This is a genomic window from Streptomyces sp. Da 82-17, from assembly GCF_046098215.1.
In the GTDB taxonomy this organism is placed as follows: domain Bacteria; phylum Actinomycetota; class Actinomycetes; order Streptomycetales; family Streptomycetaceae; genus Streptomyces.
Window position 1 is genome coordinate 174,296 of record NZ_JBJURH010000011.1, and the last position, 19,362, is coordinate 193,657.

Sequence of the window (19,362 nt, forward strand, 5' to 3'; positions counted from 1 at the left end):
GTACGCGGAAGGGGAGTCGAGGACTTCAGGGGCGGGCGAGGCCCACCGTGCTGAACGACGTCTGGTCCTTCGCCGTCGTGCCGCGTGTGATCCACCAGTGCGTCGGATTGTCGCCGTACAGCGAGAACAGGCCGTCCGCCGCCCAGTGCAGCACCAGCTCGTCCTTGCCGTCACCGTCGAAGTCACCCGCGCCTGCGGGGCGTGCGTGCCGCCACTTCGCCGGGACCCGCTCGCCGCCGCTCTCGGCCGGGCCCTCCCGCAGGATGTTCGTCCGCCGCTCCCCGTCGATCAGCGTCGCACCCTCGTACGTCGCGACGAGGAGGCCGTCGCGGCCGTCGCCGTCCGGGTCGGCGGCCACATACCCGCCGGGGCCGTAGTCCGTGGTGCCGCTCTTCGGCGGCTTCGGCAGCCGGTGGGTGACGGGCGCGCCGCCCTTGCCCGGGTACACGGCGAGGGAACCGGCCACGTCCGGGGCCTCCGTCTCGTATCCCGGCTCGTTGTTGCGGCCGCCGTCGTCGCCGATCGCCACGTCCCGTACGCCGTCGCCGTCGAAGTCGCCGAACGCGTGCGCGCTGCCGACCCGCAACTCCTCGCCGCGCGCGGTGAGTCGGCGTCCCTCGCGGGCCCGGAACAGGGTGTTGCCGGACTGCTCGCCGTCGTTCACGTGCTGCACGAGCAGGGACGTGGCCCGCGGCTTCCCCGACGGGTCGACGGCGTCGGCGACGAGCGTCCCGTCGGCCGTCGGCAGGCTCGTGTCCGTCCGCGCGGGCGCCCCGGACCGTGTGAACGGGCCGTACAGGAGGACCGGTCGGGTGCCCTCGTTCTGGGCGATGCCCGCGAGGTCGTGGTGCCCGTCCCCGTCGAAGTCGCCGCGCACCAGCGAGGTCACCCCGAGCTTCGCCACGTCCTGCGGCAGCGGCACCGGCGTCGCCGCCGACCCGCGCTTCGGGCCGGTCGGGCCGCCCCACGTGACATGCGGGACCATGCGTGCGGCGGACACCTGCCCGTCGGAGGCCCGCGCACCGGCGACCGTCGTCACGAAGTCCGGGAACCCGTCCCCGTCCAGGTCGGCGGTGACCACCTCGCCGGAGTACAGCGAGTTCCGGTCACTGCCCTCGACCGACGCGGGCAGCCCGAGGTCCGTCCGCCCGTACACCGTGCGCGTCGCCGGGTCGAGGCCCTGCGACGAGCCGAACACGACGGCCACGCGCTGGGCCGCGTTCGGGTCGTCGGCCGCGCCGACCTGCACGGGAACGAGGAGGTCGCGGTGGCCGTCGCCGTTCACGTCGTCCGGGTCCTTCGTGCCCTCGCCCGCGGCGGGCGCCCGGCTCTCCTTCGGCACGGCCGGCTCCGTGGCCGCGGGCTTCGCGCCTGACTCGCCGGGCTGCGCCCCGCCCGCCGCGCCGCCCCCGCACCCGGTGAGCAACGGCACGAGCAGCGCGGGCACGGCACACACCAAGGCCGCGCTCCGGGCCGTACGGGACATGCTGCGGGCGCCGGGACGCCCGGCTGGGCGGGGGAGGGTGCGCGTGGTCATGCGGGTCAGCCTCACATGGCGGGTGGGAGCGCTCAACCCCGGGGTGGCGGGCCGCAGTCGAGGACGTGTGAGGCGCGGGGCTCAGGCGAAGTCGGCGGACCTCAGTCGAAGTACGACGCCAGCTCGCCACGTCTGCGGACGTCGAGGGTCGCGCAGTGGAAGGAACCGCCGAACGGCGCGTAATGCAGCAGGTCGCAGGGGATCGGCTCGAATCCCCACTTCTCCAGGGCGCGCAGCATGCTCGTGTGATGCCGCTCGGCGACGACGCGTTTCTCGTCGACCATCAGCACATTCAGGCTGAGCCATTTCCCGCACAGCGACGTCAACTTGAGGAGTTGATCCCCGATGGGCTCGGGCTCCGGCGCGACCAGGATGTCCCACGAGTCGAGTACGGCCGGCAGCCGGTCCGGATTCACGTACTCGGGATTGATGAGCGCCTTTCCCGGCGCCAGCACCAGAAACGTCGTGTCGATGTGCATCGGCGTGCGGCAGCTGCTCTCGATCTCGTGGATCCGGAATTCCGGCCCGAGATGCCGGCGCAGCCACTCGATTCCCAGGCCGTTGGTGACATTGCTGCGCGTCACGAACAGATCGCGCCCGGCCCGTACGAAATCCGCCGCGTCGAAGACCGGCTCGAACTCGGTCAGGATGTACCGCATCGGCTCGTCCGGCTGCGGCGTGCGGAAACCCGGCACGAACAGCTCGTCGGTGAGCTGCGGGCGCGGCGCCGCCGTCCAGCGCGCACCCGCCCGGAAATACTCCTTGAGCAGCGGGCGGTAGCTGTGGGTCTCGAAATAGCGGCACGGCCACGCCATCGGCGTCTCGATGATCTCGTCGCCGACCACCAGCATGCTGTCGCGCGGACAGGTGTTGCAGAAACCGCGCGTCGACCAGTCGGGCGTCCCGAAGCGGCGGCGGTGGTCGACCACTTCCGGGCGCCGCACGGTGACGCCGAGCGAACGCAGCAGTTCGATGAATCCGTCGAGCTCCTCCTGCGCCCGCTCCACCATCATCCGCGGATAACGGAATCCCGCCGCGAGCCGCTGAAAACGCGCCGCCCACGGCGGAATGTTGCACGTCACCACATCGTGGTTCGACGGAATCGTCGCGCCTTCGAGTCGCCCGACGATGACTTCCTCCAGCGGGTCCCATTCATTGTGGGAGTTCACGGGGGAGGATGTCATCCGTACTCCTGCGCAGATTCCGTCGCCTACCTTTTCGATGATAGTTGCACGTGATACGCCGAGAAGGGTCAGAGCGGGCGGACTGTCAGGATCTGCTGGGCGTGTCCGATCGCGCCTTTCACGTCGTGCAGGACGGTGCTGGTCACCCCCTGCCCCGTCGGCCCGAACGTGACCGTGGTGTCCAGGCCCGTCCACCGGCCGACCGGCTGCCGGTGCAGATGCAGCGTCAGGTCGACGTTCGGGAACATCCACTCGGTCGGCGAGCGCCGCACGGCGATCCCGTTGGCCGTGTCCACCAGCGCCACGTACGAGGCGAGTGCGCTGCTCGGCTGCCCCGCGACCAGGTCGAGCGGCGTGGAGATCCAGGCCGTCGTACGACCCGGCTGCGGCGGCGCGAGCGGGCGCACGTCGATGGACGCGATGTACCCGCCCGGCCACACCGACTTCATCTCCCACGGCGCGACCTGCTCCGGCGGCGTGAGCGGGCCCGCCGCGCCACCCTCGACCGCCGCGGTGTCGGACGCGGCGAGCCGCCACACCCGCGCGCGGACGACCGGCCGCCCGGCGATCAGCGCCACCGCCTCGAGGAGTTCGATGGTGCGGCCGGGCCGCAGCGACTCCACGCGGACCTCGACCTCGTCCAGGGCGAGCCGCCCGAGGATGTCGAAGCCGATCCGGGAGATCACCAGCCCGTCGTCGGGCCGCTCCCGCTCCGCGAGATGCCGGTCGACGGCGTGCACGAGCAGCCCGCCGAGCGGACTGAAGTGCTGTTCGTCGACGTCCCACGCACCGCTCGCGTGCGCGGTCGGCTTGTAGCGGTGCTCGTCGATGGGCTCGAAGTAACTGCCGGTGTTCAACGGGTGGTTCCTTCACGGGCTCGTGGACGTTCGGGCGCGCCACCCCGCCCGTACGCCGCCACAGGGCCCGGCGTACGAGGTGAGGTGCCGCTGCGGAAAGGGTGCTGCATACACGGGTCTCCGCGCCAGCCCCGAACTCCCGCGACTGATGGCCGCGTTGCACCCCCTGCGGTTGACCGGTACGCGACAGGCCCCTACCGTTTCGCGTTCGTAATCAGAGACGTCGTACGAGATACCGAACGGGCGGATGTCCGGCGGTCGTTGAGGGCGCAGGCGTCGACGGGGTGGGCCGGGTGGACGAGATGGGCGGGGTGGGCGAGGGGCCATGAGGGGCGTCAGAGGCGGCGGCGACGCGGCCGCCGAGTTCCACACGTTCTTCGAGCGGCACTACGCCGAACTCGCCCGGCTCGCCTACCTCCTGACCGGCGACGCGGACGGCGCCGACGACCTCGCGGCCGATGCCCTGCTCGCCCTCTGGCACCGCTGGGACCGGGTGTGCGCCGCCGAACACCCGGCCGCGTACGCCCGGGGAGTCGTCGCGAACATGGCACGCAGCCGCATCCGCAGCGCCGTCCGCGAACGCCGCCGCGTCACCCTCTTCTGGGGCTCGGGCCGGGGCGAGGCCTGTGAGGGGCCCGACGTGCCGGCCGTCGTCGACGTCCAGGAAGCACTGCGGAGCCTGCCGTTCCGGAAGCGCGCGTGCGTCGTCCTGCGGCACGCCTTCGACCTCTCGGAGCGGGAGACGGCCCGAGCCCTCGGAGTGTCGGTGGGTACCGTGAAGAGCCAGACGTCGAAGGGCATGGCCGAACTGCACCGCCTGCTCGGCCCCCGACAGGCCCTGGAACGCGTACGGATGAGCGCCATGGGCGGCGAGCGATGACGCGCGGCCGCGGGGGCCGGAGCGGGGGACAGGGGCGCGGGCTGGAACGGGAGCCGGGCGGGGCAGGTGGTACGGCCGGCGGCGGGGCGAGGCCAGGACGAGCGGAGGAGCCGGCGCGGATGGGCGCGGAGGAGGAGCGGGAGCTGCGCGCGAGCCTGCGCGACGCCGCGCGGGCGCACAGACCCGACCGGGAGCGGATGCGTGCCCGCGTCGCACACGGCATGACCGCACAGGCCCAGGCCCAGGCCCAGGTCCAGGCTCAGGCACGGGGCCGCCGGGCGCCCGGACGTCCGGGCGCGCCCTGGCTGCGCGTCGCGGGCGCGACCGTCGCCGTGGCCGCCGTTCTCGCCGCGGGCGGGTACGGCGTGGCCGCGGCCGTGCGCGAGGACGAGCCGCGGCAGCGGACGGTGGCGACCCGACCGGCGCCCGACCGGACGGAAACCGCGGAGCTGTTGTGGGCGGACGGCTCCATCGACCCCGGCAGCTCCTCGTACTGGAGCCAGAGCAACATCACGGTCAAGGCCCGCGCGCCCCTCACCGCACTCACCGTCGAGGTGCGGCTCGACGGCCGCGACGCCCCCGAGGCCACGGGCAGTTGGCGCACACTCCCCGCCGACGCCTTCGCGGTGACCGTACGGGCCACGCCGGACGGGGGCCTGCTCTACCGCTGGACGCTCAAGCCGGGCCGTACCGTGCCCGCCGGCGAGCATGTCTTCGCCGCACAGTACGACCACACCGAAGGTGGGCGCGACGCACACGGGGACAGGTATCTGGTCCGCGCGGAGGCCCGGAGCGGAGGCGGCTCCGGGGACCAACGGGACGTGTGGCGGGGCGACTTCGGCTGAGCGGTGAGAGGCGTGGCGTGGGAGGACGTCGGCGAGGACGCCGCCACCTTCAAGGGCACCTCGGACACGGCCCGTTACGCGGTCGTGGGCGGCGGCGCGCGCCAGGCCGACGACAAGGTGCTGCAGTTCAACGGCGCCGGAACGCTGACCGTACGCGGCTTCCAGGTCGGCGACTTCGGCAAGTTGGTCCGCTCCTGCGGCAACTGCTCCGAGCAGCACAAGCGGACCGTCGTCATCGACGACGTGGACATCACCGCGCCGGGCAAGTCGATCGTCGGCATCAACACCAACTACGGCGACACGGCCACGCTGCGGAACATCCGCATCCACGGCGACGAGGACCGGAACATCGAGACCTGCGTCCGCTTCACCGGCAACGACTCCGGCGACGAGCCCGAGGAGACCGGCAGCGGCCCCGACGGAAAGTCCTGCCTGTTCACGGACTCGGACATCTCCTACGAGTGACCGGGCGGCAAGGGCGCGAGTTCCCCGGGCGCGCGGTGACTGGCCGCCCAGGTACGGGAGTTGTGCCGTGACGCGTGGGCCGGCCGGGCTCCCCCGGGGTCCGGCCGGCCCACGCGCGGTGCGCCCCGGCGCTACGGCCGGGGCGCGTCTCCGCGTCCGCGTCTGCGTCTTCGGCTCAGCGCGTGAGTTCCGTGAAGCGGCGGGTCAGTTCGGCGCTGCCCTGTTCGGTGAGGCTGCCGTGCAGACGCAGCCGCGAGATGCCGCCGTCGGGGTACACGTCCAGGCGCACGTCCGTGGCCGTGGCGGGGGCGGCCAGCGGCAGCCGGTGCAGGGTGTCGGGCTGGAGGCGGGTGCGCGGCACGATCTCCGTCCACTCGCCGCTCGCGCCGTCCCGCACGGACAGGCTGATCCAGCCCGCCGAGTTGCCCTTCAGGTACGCCGTGTCGACCTCGACGGCACGGATCTCGCCCTGCGCCGGCAGGCGGTACTCGATCCAGTCGTTGCCCTTGTCGCGCCGGCGACGGGTCTCCCAGCCGTCGTCCATCTTGCGGGACGTGCCGGGCAGGATCGTGTTGCCGGGGGAGGAGTAGAACGCGTCCGAGGCGTCGGTGACCGTGCCGCCGTTGACGACGCAGGCCAGGTCGAAGCTGCCGAGGAGCGCCAGCCACTCCGGGTCGGGCACGACCTCGCCGTGCACCCGCAGGCGGGCTATGCCGCCGTCGGGGTGCTGGTTGAGCCGCAGGTGCGTGAAGCGGCGCTCCACCGTGACCTCGAAGCCGTTGCCCGCGTGGCCGCGCACCTCGCTGACGGGGACGATCTCCTCCCACTTCACCTCGCCCGACAGCAGCTCCTCCGGGCCGGCGTCCGGGCGGGCGCAGGCGCCCTCGATGCTGATCCGCTGCGGGTAGTTGCCGCGGAAGTGCGCCGTGTCGACGATGACGCCGCGGACGATGCCGGGCACGCCGAGCCGGATCACCGCCCAGTCGTGCTCCTCCGCTTCCGGGTGCGGGGTGTCCGCGCCCGCGCCGCGGCGCCGCCGGGTCTCCCAGCCGTCCATGACCTTGCCCTTGTGGCCGAAGGCCTCCGGGTCGAACACGGCGCGGTGCGGGAGCAGCAGGTTCTCGCGCTGCGCGAAGAACTCGTCGTTGGCGGCGATCACTCCGCCCCCGAGCCGCCGGTCGGCGAGGTCGGGCAGCTTGGTGAAGCCGAAGTCCCCGTCGCGGAAGTCGGCGTACGGGTCGCCTCCGCCGTACGGGTTCGCGTCGTTCTTGCGGGACGGGTCGAGGGTCATGGCCTGCCTTCCGTGCGGGGCGCGCGCTGGTCGCGGTCGCTGTGATCCGACTGTCACAGACAGCGAGCAGGTAGGTCCATCGAAAGTTTCCGAACAAGAACTTCAGCAGAACTGAACAATCGCCGAGCCGCACCGGAGCACGGCGACTGCTCAGTGCACTCCACGCCTCAGTGCAGCTCCACGCCTAGGACCTTCTCCAGCCGCTCCGCCTGCTCGTCCGTCGCGAACACCATGTACGTGTCGTAGTTGGCGTTTCTCAGCCGTACGAAGTCGCCGAGCCGGAATCTGCGCGGGTCGGCCTCCGGGTCCGGGTCGACGTGGCCGACGATGCTCGGCACGGCCAAGTGGTCCAGGTAGTCCTCCGACAGGTGCTCGACCAGTTCGCGGACCGGGGCGCCGTTGCGCCGGAACTCCAGCCACTCCTCGTCCCGGTCGTCCCGCACCAGCCGTACGTCGGTGATCGTGACGGAGCCTTCGGTGAGCGCTGCGGCCTGGTCCAGGATGAACGCGTAGCTCTCGTCCAGGAAGTCCACGTCGTCGCCGTGCGCGGAGACCGCGACCCCGAACTGCTCCAGCGCGTCGAACACTTCACTGGGGTCGCCGAACGGCTGGTGCGCGTACGGGGCGAACTCCTCCAGGACCTCGGCGACCCGCGCGGCCGACACCATGCCCAGGTCCTCCAGAACCGCGCCGACATACGCGTACGTGGACGGTCTGAACCAGAACAGCACGTCCCGCAACGGCTCCGCCGGGTGGTCCGGGTCGGGCGGGAGCAGCAACTCCCGCAGGCAGCCGAGCGGTTGGGCCGCGCCGGGCAGGCGTTTGCCGGGCTGGGCCACGTACGGCAGTCCCGTCCAGCGGTGCTCCCGCGAGCCCAGGGTGCCGGGTTCGGCGGACTCGTCCAGCGGGACGTACTGCCACATGGCGCCCGTGGTGCGGCGGATCACCTCGCCCAGGTACCAGCACGCGCCCTGCACGAACGGCTCGTCGCGCGCCGCGTCGAACTCCTCGACCGTGGCGAAGCGTCGCCGTACGACGGTCTCCAGCCAGTCCAGCGTCTCCGGGTGGAAGTTCCACCGCCAGGCCTCGTCGAACGCGTCCTTCGCCCACTCCGCCAGGGCCTCGCTCCGCTCGGCGGTCCAGCGGGCCAGGAAGGGGTCCTCGGCGAGCGGCGGCGCCGGGTCGACCTGCGGGGTGTGCGCCTTGACCGGAGACCAGCCCGGAACCTGCTCCTCCAGCGCGGCGACGGCCTCCCGCAACCGGGCCACCTCCCCGGCGAACGCCTGCCCCGAACCGGTCCGCAGCGCATGCTCGACCAGCAGCTTCGGCGCGATCGGCGACAGCCCCAACTCGGCGTCCGGGCACACCACCGGCTGGCCGGGAGCGCCGCCGACCGGCCGGGTGTTCCACCCCCAGGACCCGCCGGCGACACCGAGCAGCACCTCGCCCACGTACGCCGCGGACGCCGCCACCCACTCGGCGCGGTCCTCGGCGGAAAGGGGCGAAAGGGTGGAAGACGACGGCGAGTCCGGGGCAGCCGGGGAAGCCGGGGACGGGCCTGGGGGAGCGGCGGCGCCCACGTGCGTGGACAGGGCTCTCTCCAGGACGTCCAGGGACCCCGGCGTGAAGTCGAACCACTCGCCGTCGGGCGCCAGCGCCTTCTCGTCGGGCAGCAGCACCTTGTCCAGGAGCAGCAGCCGATAGGGCAGCTCGCCGACCCAGCTCCGCAGCAACTGCTCCGGAGCCGGGGCGCCGTCGGGCACGTCCGCGCGCGTCTCAGTGGTCATGCGGCCACCCTAGGCGCGCCCACTGACAACGCGGCCCGGAAGCCGAACTCCCGCGGCGGAAGCGGAACTCCCGTTTCAGCAGCGGGAGTTCACTGCTTCAGTGCGTGAACACCGCACTGGCGAGCACCACATGGACGACCGTGCCGCCGAGGATGCTCAGGAGGGCGTTGCGCCGCCACAGGTGCAGGCCGACCGTCACGGCCAGGGCGATCACCGGGGCGAGGGCACGCGTCTCGGTCACGGGCAGGTCGCGCAGGCAGTACACGAGCAGGATGACCATGACGCCCGCGGGCATGCGCGTACTCAGGTACTGGACCGTGCTGCTGGCGCGCAGCGGCGCGAGCGCGGCGAACGGCAGGGCGCGCAGACCCCACGTGACGGCGGCGGAGACCGCGACGGCGGCCAGCAGATAGGGCGTCTCAGGCATCCCGTCCGCCCCCGTTCTCCGAGGCCGAGCACCGGATCCCGTTCGCCGAGCGCCGGGCCGCCGCGTTCTTCGCGCGCACGTACCGGCCCGCGAAGTGCCGTACGACCAGCGCCACCACGAACAGGGAACAGGCCGCGAGCATCATCTGGGAGGGGAACAGGACCCGCGCGATCACCGCGCTGAGCAGGGCGAGCGCGGGCGTCGGCAGGTCGTCGAGCCGGTCCCGGATCGCCTCCAGGGCGAGGACGGTGAACAGCGCGGTCAGGGCGAAGTCGAGGCCCGTGACCTCCTCGGGCACGAGCGTGCCGAGCAGGGCGCCGAGGGTGGCGCCGGCGACCCAGTACAGGTGCATGTACAGCTGCAGGAACACGATGCGCCGCCCGGGCCAGGAGCGGGCCTGCTCGCCGGTCGTCAGGGCGAACGCCTCGTCGGTGAGCGCGAACGTGCTGTACGCCTTGCCCGCCCGGCCGCGCACGCGGTGCAGCGGGAAGGAGAGCGCGTAGAAGACGTGCCGGATGTTGACCAGGAACGCCGTCAGGGCGACCGTGCCCAGCGGTGCGACCGCCGAGACCAGCCCGATGAGCAGGAACTCGAACGACCCGGCGTAGATGAACGCGGTGAACGCGGTCGCCCACCACCAGTCCAGGCCGGACTGGGTGATCAGGACGCCGAAGGCGAGCCCGAGCGGCACGAGCGCCAGACCCACGGAGGCCGAGTCCCGGAACGCGGTCAGTGCGGCGGGCCGGACCTCAGCGGGCTCTACGGGAGCGGGCTGGACGGGAGCGGGCTGGACGGGGGCGGAGGTCTCGGCGGGCGGGGTGACCGGCGGGGCCGAGGGGGCCGGCACGCGCGCCGGCGGTGGTGCTGAGGTCGTCGACGGAGCGTCGACCAGCTGCAGGTCGACGGTCCGGGCAGGTTCACCGACGACCGGTGTACGTATGGGCATGCCGCAATTTTAGAAAAGAGTCCGCCTAATTTGGTTGCCGATGATGCCCGTATGATCTCTGCATGAGCAATGAAGTGCATATCGATGAGATCGACAGCGAAATCTTGTTTCAGCTGGGCCAGGACGGTCGTCTGACCAACGTCGAGCTGGCCAAGCGGGTGGGGCTGACGCCGCCGCCCTGTCTGCGCCGGGTGAAGCGTCTGGAGGAGAGCGGCGCGATCGCCGGATACCGGGCCGTCGTCGACCCCGAAGTCCTGGGCCGTGGCCTGGAGGTGCTCATCGACGTGGAGGTGAGCGCGAACGACCGGAAGACGTTCCTGGAGTTCGAGGAGACGGTGACGTCCTTCGAGGAAGTCGTCGAGTTCCGCCGCATGTTCGGCAGGCCCGACTACTTCATCCGCGTCGCCGTCGCCGACCACGCGGCGTACGAGGTGTTCCTGACCGACAAGCTCAGCGCCCAGGCCTGCGTGCTGCGCGTGGTGTCCCACCTGACGATGAAGCGGATCAAGGGCGGCCCTTGAGGCACACATGCCGGTCGGCCGGCGGCCCCATGACGTTCAGCACGGGCTCGGGGCCCGCCCCCTCGGCCCCCGGTTCCTCGTCGTCGGGGCAGGCGAACGTGAACAGCGCTCCCGAGGGCACCGTCCTGATCGACACCTGGTCGGAGAACGTCAGCGGCGGATACGGCTCCCACGCGCACCCGGCCCGGTCCAGGCCCGCCAGGACGTCGGTGTGGCCGAGCCGGGCAGGGAACTCCCTTTTACCGCCGAAGAGTTGGGGCGGAAGTTCCACGACGTCCCGCCACGTCTGCAGACAGATCATCGTGACCCTGCGGCACGAACCCTGGGACGTGGGCAGCATGAGCGGCTCCCGGCGATGGCCGCGGCTCTTCGCCTACGGGGATCTGGAGATCAGCGTCTGCTCTCCACGGGCCGGATCGTGACATCAGAGAAACCCGTCCGGCAGCGTCGCCCCCGTGGACCGCAGATAGCGGAGGGCCGCCGCGAGGGAATGGCAGTCGAAGAGCGCGGAGTGCTCCTGCCCCGACCCCGGCCGCGGTCGCCCCAGCACCTTCCACAGCCGCCCGACATTCACGTCCGCCGTCGTCGGCGCCACATGATTGATCCACGGCCGTACGTTCACGAACCGGGCGGCCAGCCAACTGTGCTCCAGCGTTTCTCCCCGCGCCCGCGCCCACCCGACGTTCTCGCCGAGCACCACCATGTCGTTCCCGTACGACAGCACCGACCGGCCCGCGCAGAAGCCCAGGAAATCGCTGAGCGCGCGGGCCGGGGCCACGCCCTCACGGTCCACCTGCTCCTGTTCGATGCCGGTGAGTTCCGTGAAGTACGGGGAGAGCCGCGGGTTCACCACGGGCCGTACGAGCGTCTCGAACTCCTCGGCCACCGCGTATTCCTCGTCGAGCCGGACGGCGCCGATCTGCACGATCTCCCGGAGTTCCCCGGGCCCCGACCAGTCCCGTTCCAGCGCGCCGGGCCAGGACGTGAATTCCAGGTCGAAGAGTACGAACGTCGTCACGGTCTCCGTGCTCCTTGGTCCGGGGGAGGGGAAGAGGTGTCCGGCGGGTCGGCTGGTCCCGCGGTCATTCTTCGGGCTTCGCGCGGCGGAATCCGGCCGGGACACCGTCCGTTCCAGGGAAGCACGGCCGACCGGCACACGCCGTCCACGTCCCGTTCAACCGCGCGTACGGCCAGGGGAATTCAGCCCCGACCGCGCTTCACGCCTACGCCCCCGGCGGGATGTGCTTCGCCCGGGACCGGACCTGGAACGCCGTGCCGATCTCGACGACGCCCACGACGAGCAGCCACAGGCCGCCCCACAGCGTCAGCACCGCCACCGACTCGAACGGCGACACGATCAGGACGACGCCCGCGAGCGCGCTCACGACGCCGAGGAACACCTGCCAGCCGCGCGCCGGCGTCTCCGGGTCGGAGAGGGCCGCGATGGTCTGCGTGATGCCGCGGAACAGCCAGCCGATGCCGATCCACAGCGCGAGCAGCAGCAGCGACTGCATCGGCCCGCGGAAGCAGAACAGGCCGAGCAGGATGGACAGCGCACCGCTGATGAACGCCATGATCCGCATGGCCGCCGACGTGTGCGTGCCGAACGCCGAGACCAGCTGGAAGATGCCGCTCACGAGGAGGTAGAGGCCGAAGAACACTCCGGCGGCCAGCAGCGAGGCGCCCGGCCACACCAGGACGAGCACACCCAGGATCAGCGAGGCGACACCGGCGAGGAGGACCACCTGCCAGGCCGACTTGGCGAGCATTCCGAGCGGCCCGGGCGGCGTCGCCCGCCGCTCGCCACGGTGCTCCTCCTGGGCTGCTCCCCGGGCCTCGGTCCCGGCCGCTTCGCGATGCGGCGGCGGGGGCGGCTGCGATTCGTTCGGCGCTTGAGTCATGTTCGACTGTTCGTTCACGCGCACCGCCGTCGCGACCGGGATTGCGCCGGACGGGTTACGCGCCACGCAGCGCCCAACGGGCCGAGGGACGCACGACGGCCGCACGGCGGGGCGCGCACGGTACCTGCCCCACCCCGGCGAGCGTACGGTCGTACCTTCCCCGGTGTACCGTCGAGCCCATGCCCACCACCCCCTTCGCCGACGACCCGCGGACCAACCTGCAGCGCATGCTCGCCGGGGACCTCTACATCGCCGACGACCCGGAGATCGGCCGCCGCCAGGACCGCGCGATGCGGCTCGCCGCCCAGTACCAGCAGCTCTACCGGGAGGACCGGGACAAGGCCGCGCAGCTCCTCGACGGCCTGCTCGGCGAGGTGGGCGAGGGCGTCGACCTGCGGCCGCCCCTGTACGTCGACTACGGCAGCAACATCACCATCGGCGCGCGCACCTTCGTCAACTACCACCTGACCGCCCTCGACGTCGCCGCGATCACCATCGGCGAGGACTGCCAGATCGGCCCGAACGTCCAACTCCTCACCCCCACCCACCCGTTGGAGCCGGGGCCCCGCCGGGACAAGTGGGAGGCGGCGCTGCCCATCATCATCGGGAACAACGTGTGGCTCGGCGGCGGCGTCATCGTCTGCCCCGGCGTGACCATCGGCGACGACAGCGTCATCGGCGCGGGCGCGGTCGTCACCCGGGACGTCCCCGCCGGCGTTCTGGCCGTCGGCAACCCGGCCAGAACCGTCCGCGCACTCCCGAAGTCCTAGGATCGGCAGCCATGGCCACCGGACACACGGACCCGCAGCGGCGCGCACGCATCCTCGCCGCCACCCTCGACCACATCGCCGAGGAGGGCGTCGCGGGCGTCTCGCACCGCAAGATCGCCGCCCGCGCCGGGGTGCCGCTCGGCTCGATGACGTACCACTTCTCCGGCATCGACGAGTTGCTGCGCGAGGCGTTCACCGGGTTCGCGGACCACATCGTGACCGTCTTCGAGGAACACCTGGACCGGCCCGGCAGCCCCGAGGAGGCGTGCGAGGCCGTCACCGACCTCGTGCACGTGCTGTCCGAGGGCCCGCGCCGCGACCTGGTCCTCACCCAGGAGCTGTACACGCTGGCCGCGCGCCGCCCCGAGTACCGGGAGCTCACCCAGGCCTGGATGCGCCGCAGCCGCGAGCGCCTGGAGCGGCACTTCGACCCGGACACGGCACGTCAACTCGACGCGCTCATCGAGGGGTTGACCCTGCACCGCGCCCTCGACCCGGCCCCGCACGACCGGGCCCTGACCCGCGAGGCGGTCCGCCGCATCACCGCCACGCCCCCGCGGGCGTGACCACGAGAACGGCCCGTGGGGCGCGGCCCTGACACCGCGCCCCACGGGCACCCCTTCACGTACGCCGGGTCGTCACCGCACCGCGACGTCCTCGCCGGAGAGCTTCGCCAGCACACCGTCCTTCGTCACGGACAGGTCCCGCAGGCGCAGGTCCACCGGCATGTCGTCCGGCAGCCGCGCCGAGAACTCCATCGTCTCCGCGACCTTCGGCTCCTGCACCTTCCGCAGGCCCGCGATCAGCGCCGGGTCGATCCCGGTCGGCTTCAGCAGCGACGGGTGCTCCACCAATGCGTCCAGGGCACGCCCCTTCAGCAGCTGGTCCGCGCGCGTCCGCTTCCCGGCCGCCTCCTGCAGCTCGCCCTCGTCGACCTTGCCCGCCGCGGGCGCCGCCAGCTGCAGACCGCCGCCCTTCCCGGGCGTGTACGTCAGGAGCCCGGGTACGACGAGACGCGCGTCGTCGACCTTCATCGTCACGCCGCGGTCGCCGACCCGCTGCACCTGCGCCTCGGCCCGCACCTGGACCTGCTTCCCGGCCACCGGGATGTCGCCGCGCGCCAGCACCACGTTGTCCCGGCCGGACGACTGATCGGGCGTCAACTTCACCTGGGACGCGCCCACTTCGCGGTTCAGGTCGGCGAAGTCCAGGAACACCTCGCCGTTCACACGGCCGAGCTCCACGCCCTCGACGGAGCTGGGCAGGCTCCTGATGAGGCCGATGTCGTCCACGTCGACCTTCACCTGCGCCACGGACACCGGGCCCGCGGGGATGTCGGGGACGTTGACCTGCACGTGGTCCAGATCGCCCGTCGCCACCTGCGCGAGGAACGGGAAGCTGTCGATGTGCACCTCGGGCTCGGCCCGCAACTTCAGCGCCTTCTGCGCCTCGTGCGCCGCGACGTTCTCCGCGTACAGCACGGCCCAGCGGTCGCCGATCGCGAGGAACGCCAGCAGGACGATCAGCGTGACGACCGTCTTGCGGACGCGGCGCAGCGTCCGCCTCCGCTTCTTCGGCTTGCGGCCGCTGCCGTCGCCGTCGTCCTTGCTGTCCGAGGGCTTGCTGTCGGCGGGTTTGCCGGGCTCGCGCGAGGCGTTCGACTCGTCGGCGTCCGGGCCGGTCTGCTCCTCGGAAGTCCTGGCCTCCGGAAGCCGGGTCGTTCCGGCCGTCCGGGTCGTCGTGGCCCGGTCGTCCTCGGGCTCTGCTTGTCCGTTCTCCATCACCGCCTCATGCGATCACAGGGCGGCCTTCGCGTTCAAACGCGGGAGTTGGTCCCTTCCCGTTCGTCCCGTTCGCCCCGCTCCCGCAGGTACGTGTCCAGCATCCCGGCGCCGGACAGCATGGCCCGGCCGCGGGCGGCGAGCCTGCCGTGCCAGTCGGACAGGGCGGCCTCCAGAGGCGCGCGTCCACCGGCCGCGCGCACCTGCTCGACGAGCGGGGCGATCTGCTCCAACAGGTAGCCGCCGCGCCGGAGTTGGTGGACGAGGCGGGCGTCCCGCACGGCGTCGGCGTCGTACACGCGGTACCCGGTCTGCGGGTCGCGGCGCGGAGCGACGAGGCCTGCGCGCTCCCATTTACGGAGGGTGGCGGGGCGGACGCCGAGCCGGTGGGCCAGCGGTCCGACGAAGGACGAGGCGGCCGCCCGGCCGGGTTCGCTCGCCGTCGAGGGTTCCGTCGAGCGGTGCGGGTCTGCGTGGTCGGTGGAGGTGTGCAGGTCGCGGAGTGCGTTCTCCACCGCGGCGAGGGTGCGCCGGTCCTCCAGGAGTTGGGCGTGGCTCTCGTCGATGAGGCGGTACGCCTCGTCCTCCGTGCCGTCGTTCACTGCCCGCATGACCGATGCGGAGGTGCGGTGCCCGTGCCCCGGAAGCAGCGCGAGAAAGGCGCGCAGGGCGCTCGCGTGCAGCGGGGTGTACGTGCGGTGGCCGGAGGCCGTCCGTTCGGCGGGCGGGAGGACGCCGGCCTCCTCGTAGTTCCGTACCGCCTGCGTGGAGAGGCCGTGCTCGCGCGCCAGATCGACGGGCCGGAGCCGAACCCGGGTTTGAGACTTCTGCTGCCCCAAGCCGCTCATCTCCCGCAGTCTGCTCGCCAAAGTTTCCACCGAAAGTTCAACGATAGCGTTGAAGGCATGGCAACCGACACCACGGACCTCACCGCATCCCTCCCTGCCCTTCGCGCAGGCCGGGGCGTCCACTCCCTCGACGCCGCGGCCGTGCTCCGCCTGCTCCCGGGCCCCCGCCCCCGCGTCCTCGCGCTCGGCGAGCCCACCCACGGCGAGGACGCGCTCCTCGACGTCCGCAACGCGCTGTTCCGGCAACTCGTCGAGGAGGAGGGCTACCGCACGATCGCGATCGAGAGCGACTGCCTCCGGGGCCGGGCCGTCGACGCGTACGTCGCCACCGGCGCCGGTGACCTCGACGAGGTCCTGGCAGAGGGCATCAGCCACGGCTGGGGCGCCTACGCCGGGAACCGTGAACTCGTCCGCTGGGCAAGGGAGTTCAACGCCCGAGCGGAGGACGAGGGTCGCCCCGCCGCGGAGCGGCTGCGCTTCGCCGGGTTCGACGGCCCGCTGGAGATCACGCACGCCGACAGCCCCCGCCAGGCCCTCACCGCACTGCACACCCACCTCGCCGCCCACCTGGACGCGGACCTGCTGCCGTGCACCGCGGCAACCCTCGACGCACTGCTCGGCCCCGACGAACCCTGGACGAACCCGGAGGCGATGAGGGACCCGGCGCGCTCCATCGGCCGCCACCCCGAGGCGATCCAACTCCGCCTGTACGCCGACGAGTTGACGTCCCTGCTCGACGCGCACGCCCCGCACCTGGCCGCCGTGTCCACGCCGGAGGAGGCGGAGACGGCCCGGCTGTACGCCCGTACCGCCGTCGGCCTGCTCCGCTACCACCACGCGATGGCCGACACCTCACCCGCCCGCATGTCGCGCCTCTGTGGCATCCGGGACCACATGATGGCCGACAACCTGGGCGCTCTCGCCGCCCGCGGGCCGGTGCTCGTGCACGCCCAGAACGCCCACCTGCAGCGGGAGAAGAGCTCCATGCAGATGTGGCAGGGCCGGGTCGAGTGGTGGAGTGCGGGCGCCCTGCTGAGCGCACGGCTCGGTGACGCGTACGCCTTCGTCGCCACCGCGCTCGGCACGATCCGCCACCAGGGCGTGGACGCTCCGCCCCCGGACACGGTGGAAGGCCTCCTGTACGCCCTCCGGCGGAGCCCCGTCCTGCTCGACCCCGCCCGCCTCGCCGACGCGCTCGCAGGCGCCGCCCCGGCTCCCCGCGTCTCCCCGTGGTTCGGCTACGCCCCGCTCGACCCGGGCCGTCTGTCGACGATCGACGGGCTGGTGTTCGTACGGGACGTGGAGCGGGGCACAGAGGTGCGGGAGGGCCGGGAGGGCCGGGGGAGCGGGGCGGGCTAGTCCGTCAACCCGGCCTCCGCGCAGGCGACTTCGTACTTCGGCGTGCAGATCTCCGACACCTTGAAGATGCCGTCCTTGACGACCGTGCTCTTGATGTTCCTGCGCGTCAGCGGCTCCACCACCACCGTGTGCGCGCGGATGTCCTTGGCCGTCGGGCTGTCCACGCGGTCGGAGGTCATCGCCTCGAACTCGATGTTGCGCCCCTGCGAGATCCGCACCGCCATCTCGGCGGCCGTGGCGGCCTCCTCCGTATAGGGCTTGTACACACTCATGTACTGATCGCCCGTCAGGATCCGCTGGACGGCGGCGAGTTCGGCGTCCTGCCCGGTGACCGGAGGCAGCGGGCTGACCCCGGCCGCCTTCAGGGCCTGGATGATCCCGCCGGCCATGCCGTCGTTGGCCGAGTACACCGCCGCGATGTTCTCCGCGCCGAGGTCGGAGATCGCCTCCTCCATATGGGCCTTGGCGCCCGAAGGCTTCCAGCCGGCCGTGTCGTACGACTTGGCGATCGTCACCGTCAGCTTCAGGCGGCTGCGGGCGCCGGACTCCAACTGCGCGCTGTTCGGGTCGGTCGGCGAGCCGTTGATCATCACGACCTTGCTCTTCTTCGTCGCCGCGTCCCCCAGCGCGTCCACGATCTCCTTGCCCTGCGTCTCGCCGACCAGCTGGTTGTCGAAGCCGATGTACGCGTCGATCGGCCCCTCCGCCAGGCGGTCGTACGCGATGACGTGCACGCCCGCGTCCTTCGCGGCGCGGACGGCCGGGGCGATGGAGTGGGCGTCGACGGCGTCCAGGACGACCGTGTCCACCTTGTCCGCGATCATCGAGCGGAGCTGGCTGCTCTGCCGTTTCGCGTCGTGCTCGGCGTTGGCGTAGACGAGGCGGCCCTTGCCGTCGGTGAGCTCCTCCACCTGTTTCTCGATGATGGGGTGGTCGAACTTCTCGTACCGGGCCGTGTCCTTCTCCGGCAGCAGCAGGCCGATCGTCACGTCGTCGCCCTTGCGGGCGGCCGGGCTGCTGCTGCTCTCGTCGCCGGGCAACAGCTCACCGCAGGCGGTGAGCGTGACCAGCTGGACGGATGCGATGCAGGTTGCGGCTGCGCATCGCATGCGCGTGTTCATGGGGTCCCTCCCTGACGGCCGCCACGGTGCGGCCGAATGGAGGGCAGCAAACTCGGTCACAACACCCGAGTCAAGAGGTGAAGCCACAAAGCAATCGAACCGGGCCCCGGCCTTCGCCAAGTGAACCGTCGACGGCTACGGCGACCCCCGATGCGGTCCGATTCCGGGCAGGCCTGCCCTGCTCCCTCTCGGCCGCCGCGACGTGACGTCCGCTACTCCCGCGGTCGGCTCGGTGACTGCGGGGTCCGGCCGAGGGCGCTGTGTTCGAGGACGGCGCCGGCCGGCCCCGGGTCGGTGTGCGCCGAGGCCCTGCTCCGCTCGGCCGCCAAATTCCGCAGCCGCTCGCGCAGCTCACCGGCCGGCTCGCCCAGGACGATCGTGCTGACGACCAGCTCCAGCATGAGCCGGTCGTACGCGTCACCCATCGGCCTGCAGCGCTCGGGGTCCTGCTCGACCCGCGCGGCGGTGATGCGCAGACCGCCCTCGGGGACGGGGGTGAACGTCGCCTCGTAGACGCAGTGACCCGTCCAACTGCGGTGCACGTAAAGGATGTCGCCCTCGGCGAAGGCGTTCCACCGCTCGTCCATGGACCCGGCCCGGCAGCCGCGCCGGATCCGGTCCCACTCCGCCTCGGTCCACACCCGCTCGGGCAGGAGCGCCATCTGCCGAGGGGTGCGCATCGGGTTCAGCCGGCGGAACGAGGCACGCGTGAGGGCCTGCGGGAGCGGGTCCGCGGTGGCCGGTCCCGGGGAGGGGACGGCAGGTCTCGGGGAGGGGACGGCCGGTCTTGGGGACGGGGAGTCGGCGTTCATGGCGGGGATCCTACGACCCCCGACACACCC

The 19,362-nt window shown here is 72.0% G+C and carries 20 protein-coding genes and 1 pseudogene; 7 read left to right on the forward strand and 14 right to left on the reverse strand.

What is annotated here, in order from left to right:
- Positions 1-25: 25 nt before the first annotated feature.
- The 3 genes from ACIDOF_RS20755 to ACIDOF_RS20765 all read right to left on the reverse strand — a co-directional run bounded on the left by ACIDOF_RS20755 (position 26) and on the right by ACIDOF_RS20765 (position 3,578).
- A complete protein-coding gene (locus ACIDOF_RS20755; RefSeq protein ID WP_409007453.1) occupies positions 26-1,537 on the reverse strand; it encodes an FG-GAP repeat domain-containing protein in 1,512 nt (503 codons plus the stop codon).
- A 101-nt stretch (positions 1,538-1,638) separates the two neighbouring features.
- Positions 1,639-2,721 (reverse strand): amidinotransferase, encoded by a 1,083-nt coding sequence (locus tag ACIDOF_RS20760; protein WP_409007454.1) that lies wholly within the window; start codon positions 2,719-2,721, stop codon positions 1,639-1,641.
- Positions 2,722-2,789: 68 nt separating this feature from the next.
- On the reverse strand, positions 2,790-3,578 hold the full coding sequence (locus tag ACIDOF_RS20765; protein ID WP_409007455.1) for a thioesterase family protein: 789 nt from the start codon (positions 3,576-3,578) through the stop codon (positions 2,790-2,792).
- Between the two features lie 325 nt (positions 3,579-3,903).
- Here ACIDOF_RS20765 and ACIDOF_RS20770 point away from each other — a divergent pair, with 325 nt between their 5' ends.
- From ACIDOF_RS20770 to ACIDOF_RS20780, 3 genes and pseudogenes are all read left to right on the forward strand, one after another.
- Complete coding sequence (locus ACIDOF_RS20770) at positions 3,904-4,458, forward strand: SigE family RNA polymerase sigma factor (RefSeq protein WP_409007456.1); 555 nt, start codon at positions 3,904-3,906, stop codon at positions 4,456-4,458.
- A gap of 119 nt (positions 4,459-4,577) precedes the next feature.
- Positions 4,578-5,303 (forward strand): hypothetical protein, encoded by a 726-nt coding sequence (locus ACIDOF_RS20775; RefSeq protein WP_409007457.1) that lies wholly within the window; start codon positions 4,578-4,580, stop codon positions 5,301-5,303.
- A gap of 3 nt (positions 5,304-5,306) precedes the next feature.
- A pseudogene (locus ACIDOF_RS20780) lies at positions 5,307-5,768 on the forward strand (pectate lyase); the annotation flags it as partial.
- 175 nt (positions 5,769-5,943) lie between these two features.
- On the opposite strand, the gene alc reads toward ACIDOF_RS20780, so the two are convergent.
- From alc to ACIDOF_RS20800, 4 genes are all read right to left on the reverse strand, one after another.
- Positions 5,944-7,059: an allantoicase gene (alc, locus tag ACIDOF_RS20785; RefSeq protein ID WP_409007458.1), complete on the reverse strand. Its 1,116-nt coding sequence runs from the start codon at positions 7,057-7,059 to the stop codon at positions 5,944-5,946.
- 167 nt (positions 7,060-7,226) lie between these two features.
- On the reverse strand, positions 7,227-8,846 hold the full coding sequence (locus ACIDOF_RS20790) for a hypothetical protein (protein ID WP_409007459.1): 1,620 nt from the start codon (positions 8,844-8,846) through the stop codon (positions 7,227-7,229).
- Between the two features lie 97 nt (positions 8,847-8,943).
- Positions 8,944-9,273 (reverse strand): branched-chain amino acid transporter permease, encoded by a 330-nt coding sequence (locus ACIDOF_RS20795; protein WP_409007460.1) that lies wholly within the window; start codon positions 9,271-9,273, stop codon positions 8,944-8,946.
- A complete protein-coding gene (locus tag ACIDOF_RS20800) occupies positions 9,266-10,219 on the reverse strand; it encodes an AzlC family ABC transporter permease (RefSeq protein WP_409007461.1) in 954 nt (317 codons plus the stop codon). The genes ACIDOF_RS20795 and ACIDOF_RS20800 overlap by 8 nt, the downstream gene beginning before the upstream one ends.
- Before the next feature lie 62 nt (positions 10,220-10,281).
- Here ACIDOF_RS20800 and ACIDOF_RS20805 point away from each other — a divergent pair, with 62 nt between their 5' ends.
- Entirely contained in the window at positions 10,282-10,740 is a 459-nt protein-coding gene (locus ACIDOF_RS20805) for an Lrp/AsnC family transcriptional regulator (protein ID WP_409007462.1), read from the forward strand.
- Here ACIDOF_RS20805 and ACIDOF_RS20810 read toward each other — a convergent pair.
- The 3 genes from ACIDOF_RS20810 to ACIDOF_RS20820 all read right to left on the reverse strand — a co-directional run bounded on the left by ACIDOF_RS20810 (position 10,724) and on the right by ACIDOF_RS20820 (position 12,641).
- A complete protein-coding gene (locus ACIDOF_RS20810) occupies positions 10,724-11,080 on the reverse strand; it encodes a hypothetical protein (RefSeq protein ID WP_409007463.1) in 357 nt (118 codons plus the stop codon). The genes ACIDOF_RS20805 and ACIDOF_RS20810 overlap by 17 nt on opposite strands.
- A gap of 84 nt (positions 11,081-11,164) precedes the next feature.
- Positions 11,165-11,758 carry an exonuclease domain-containing protein gene (locus ACIDOF_RS20815; protein ID WP_409007464.1) on the reverse strand — a complete coding sequence of 198 codons (594 nt, stop codon included), beginning with the start codon at positions 11,756-11,758 and terminating at the stop codon, positions 11,165-11,167.
- 205 nt (positions 11,759-11,963) lie between these two features.
- A complete protein-coding gene (locus ACIDOF_RS20820) occupies positions 11,964-12,641 on the reverse strand; it encodes an HdeD family acid-resistance protein (RefSeq protein WP_409007465.1) in 678 nt (225 codons plus the stop codon).
- Positions 12,642-12,820: 179 nt separating this feature from the next.
- On the opposite strand from ACIDOF_RS20820, the gene ACIDOF_RS20825 reads away from it, so the two are divergent.
- Together ACIDOF_RS20825 and ACIDOF_RS20830 are read left to right on the forward strand one after the other, a co-directional pair.
- Positions 12,821-13,411, forward strand: a complete 591-nt coding sequence (locus ACIDOF_RS20825; RefSeq protein ID WP_409007466.1) for a sugar O-acetyltransferase — start codon at positions 12,821-12,823, stop codon at positions 13,409-13,411.
- A gap of 11 nt (positions 13,412-13,422) precedes the next feature.
- A complete protein-coding gene (locus ACIDOF_RS20830; protein WP_409007467.1) occupies positions 13,423-13,977 on the forward strand; it encodes a TetR/AcrR family transcriptional regulator in 555 nt (184 codons plus the stop codon).
- Between the two features lie 72 nt (positions 13,978-14,049).
- Here ACIDOF_RS20830 and ACIDOF_RS20835 read toward each other — a convergent pair whose 3' ends face one another.
- Both ACIDOF_RS20835 and ACIDOF_RS20840 read right to left on the reverse strand, forming a co-directional pair.
- A complete protein-coding gene (locus ACIDOF_RS20835; protein WP_409007468.1) occupies positions 14,050-15,192 on the reverse strand; it encodes a DUF2993 domain-containing protein in 1,143 nt (380 codons plus the stop codon).
- 35 nt (positions 15,193-15,227) lie between these two features.
- Entirely contained in the window at positions 15,228-16,040 is an 813-nt protein-coding gene (locus tag ACIDOF_RS20840) for a TioE family transcriptional regulator (protein ID WP_409007469.1), read from the reverse strand.
- 57 nt (positions 16,041-16,097) lie between these two features.
- On the opposite strand from ACIDOF_RS20840, the gene ACIDOF_RS20845 reads away from it, so the two are divergent.
- Positions 16,098-17,399 carry an erythromycin esterase family protein gene (locus tag ACIDOF_RS20845; RefSeq protein WP_409007470.1) on the forward strand — a complete coding sequence of 434 codons (1,302 nt, stop codon included), beginning with the start codon at positions 16,098-16,100 and terminating at the stop codon, positions 17,397-17,399.
- Here ACIDOF_RS20845 and ACIDOF_RS20850 read toward each other — a convergent pair.
- Together ACIDOF_RS20850 and ACIDOF_RS20855 are read right to left on the reverse strand one after the other, a co-directional pair.
- A complete protein-coding gene (locus ACIDOF_RS20850) occupies positions 17,396-18,520 on the reverse strand; it encodes a substrate-binding domain-containing protein (protein WP_409007471.1) in 1,125 nt (374 codons plus the stop codon). The genes ACIDOF_RS20845 and ACIDOF_RS20850 overlap by 4 nt on opposite strands.
- A gap of 212 nt (positions 18,521-18,732) precedes the next feature.
- Positions 18,733-19,332: a hypothetical protein gene (locus ACIDOF_RS20855; RefSeq protein WP_409007472.1), complete on the reverse strand. Its 600-nt coding sequence runs from the start codon at positions 19,330-19,332 to the stop codon at positions 18,733-18,735.
- Between the last annotated feature and the right edge of the window lie 30 nt (positions 19,333-19,362).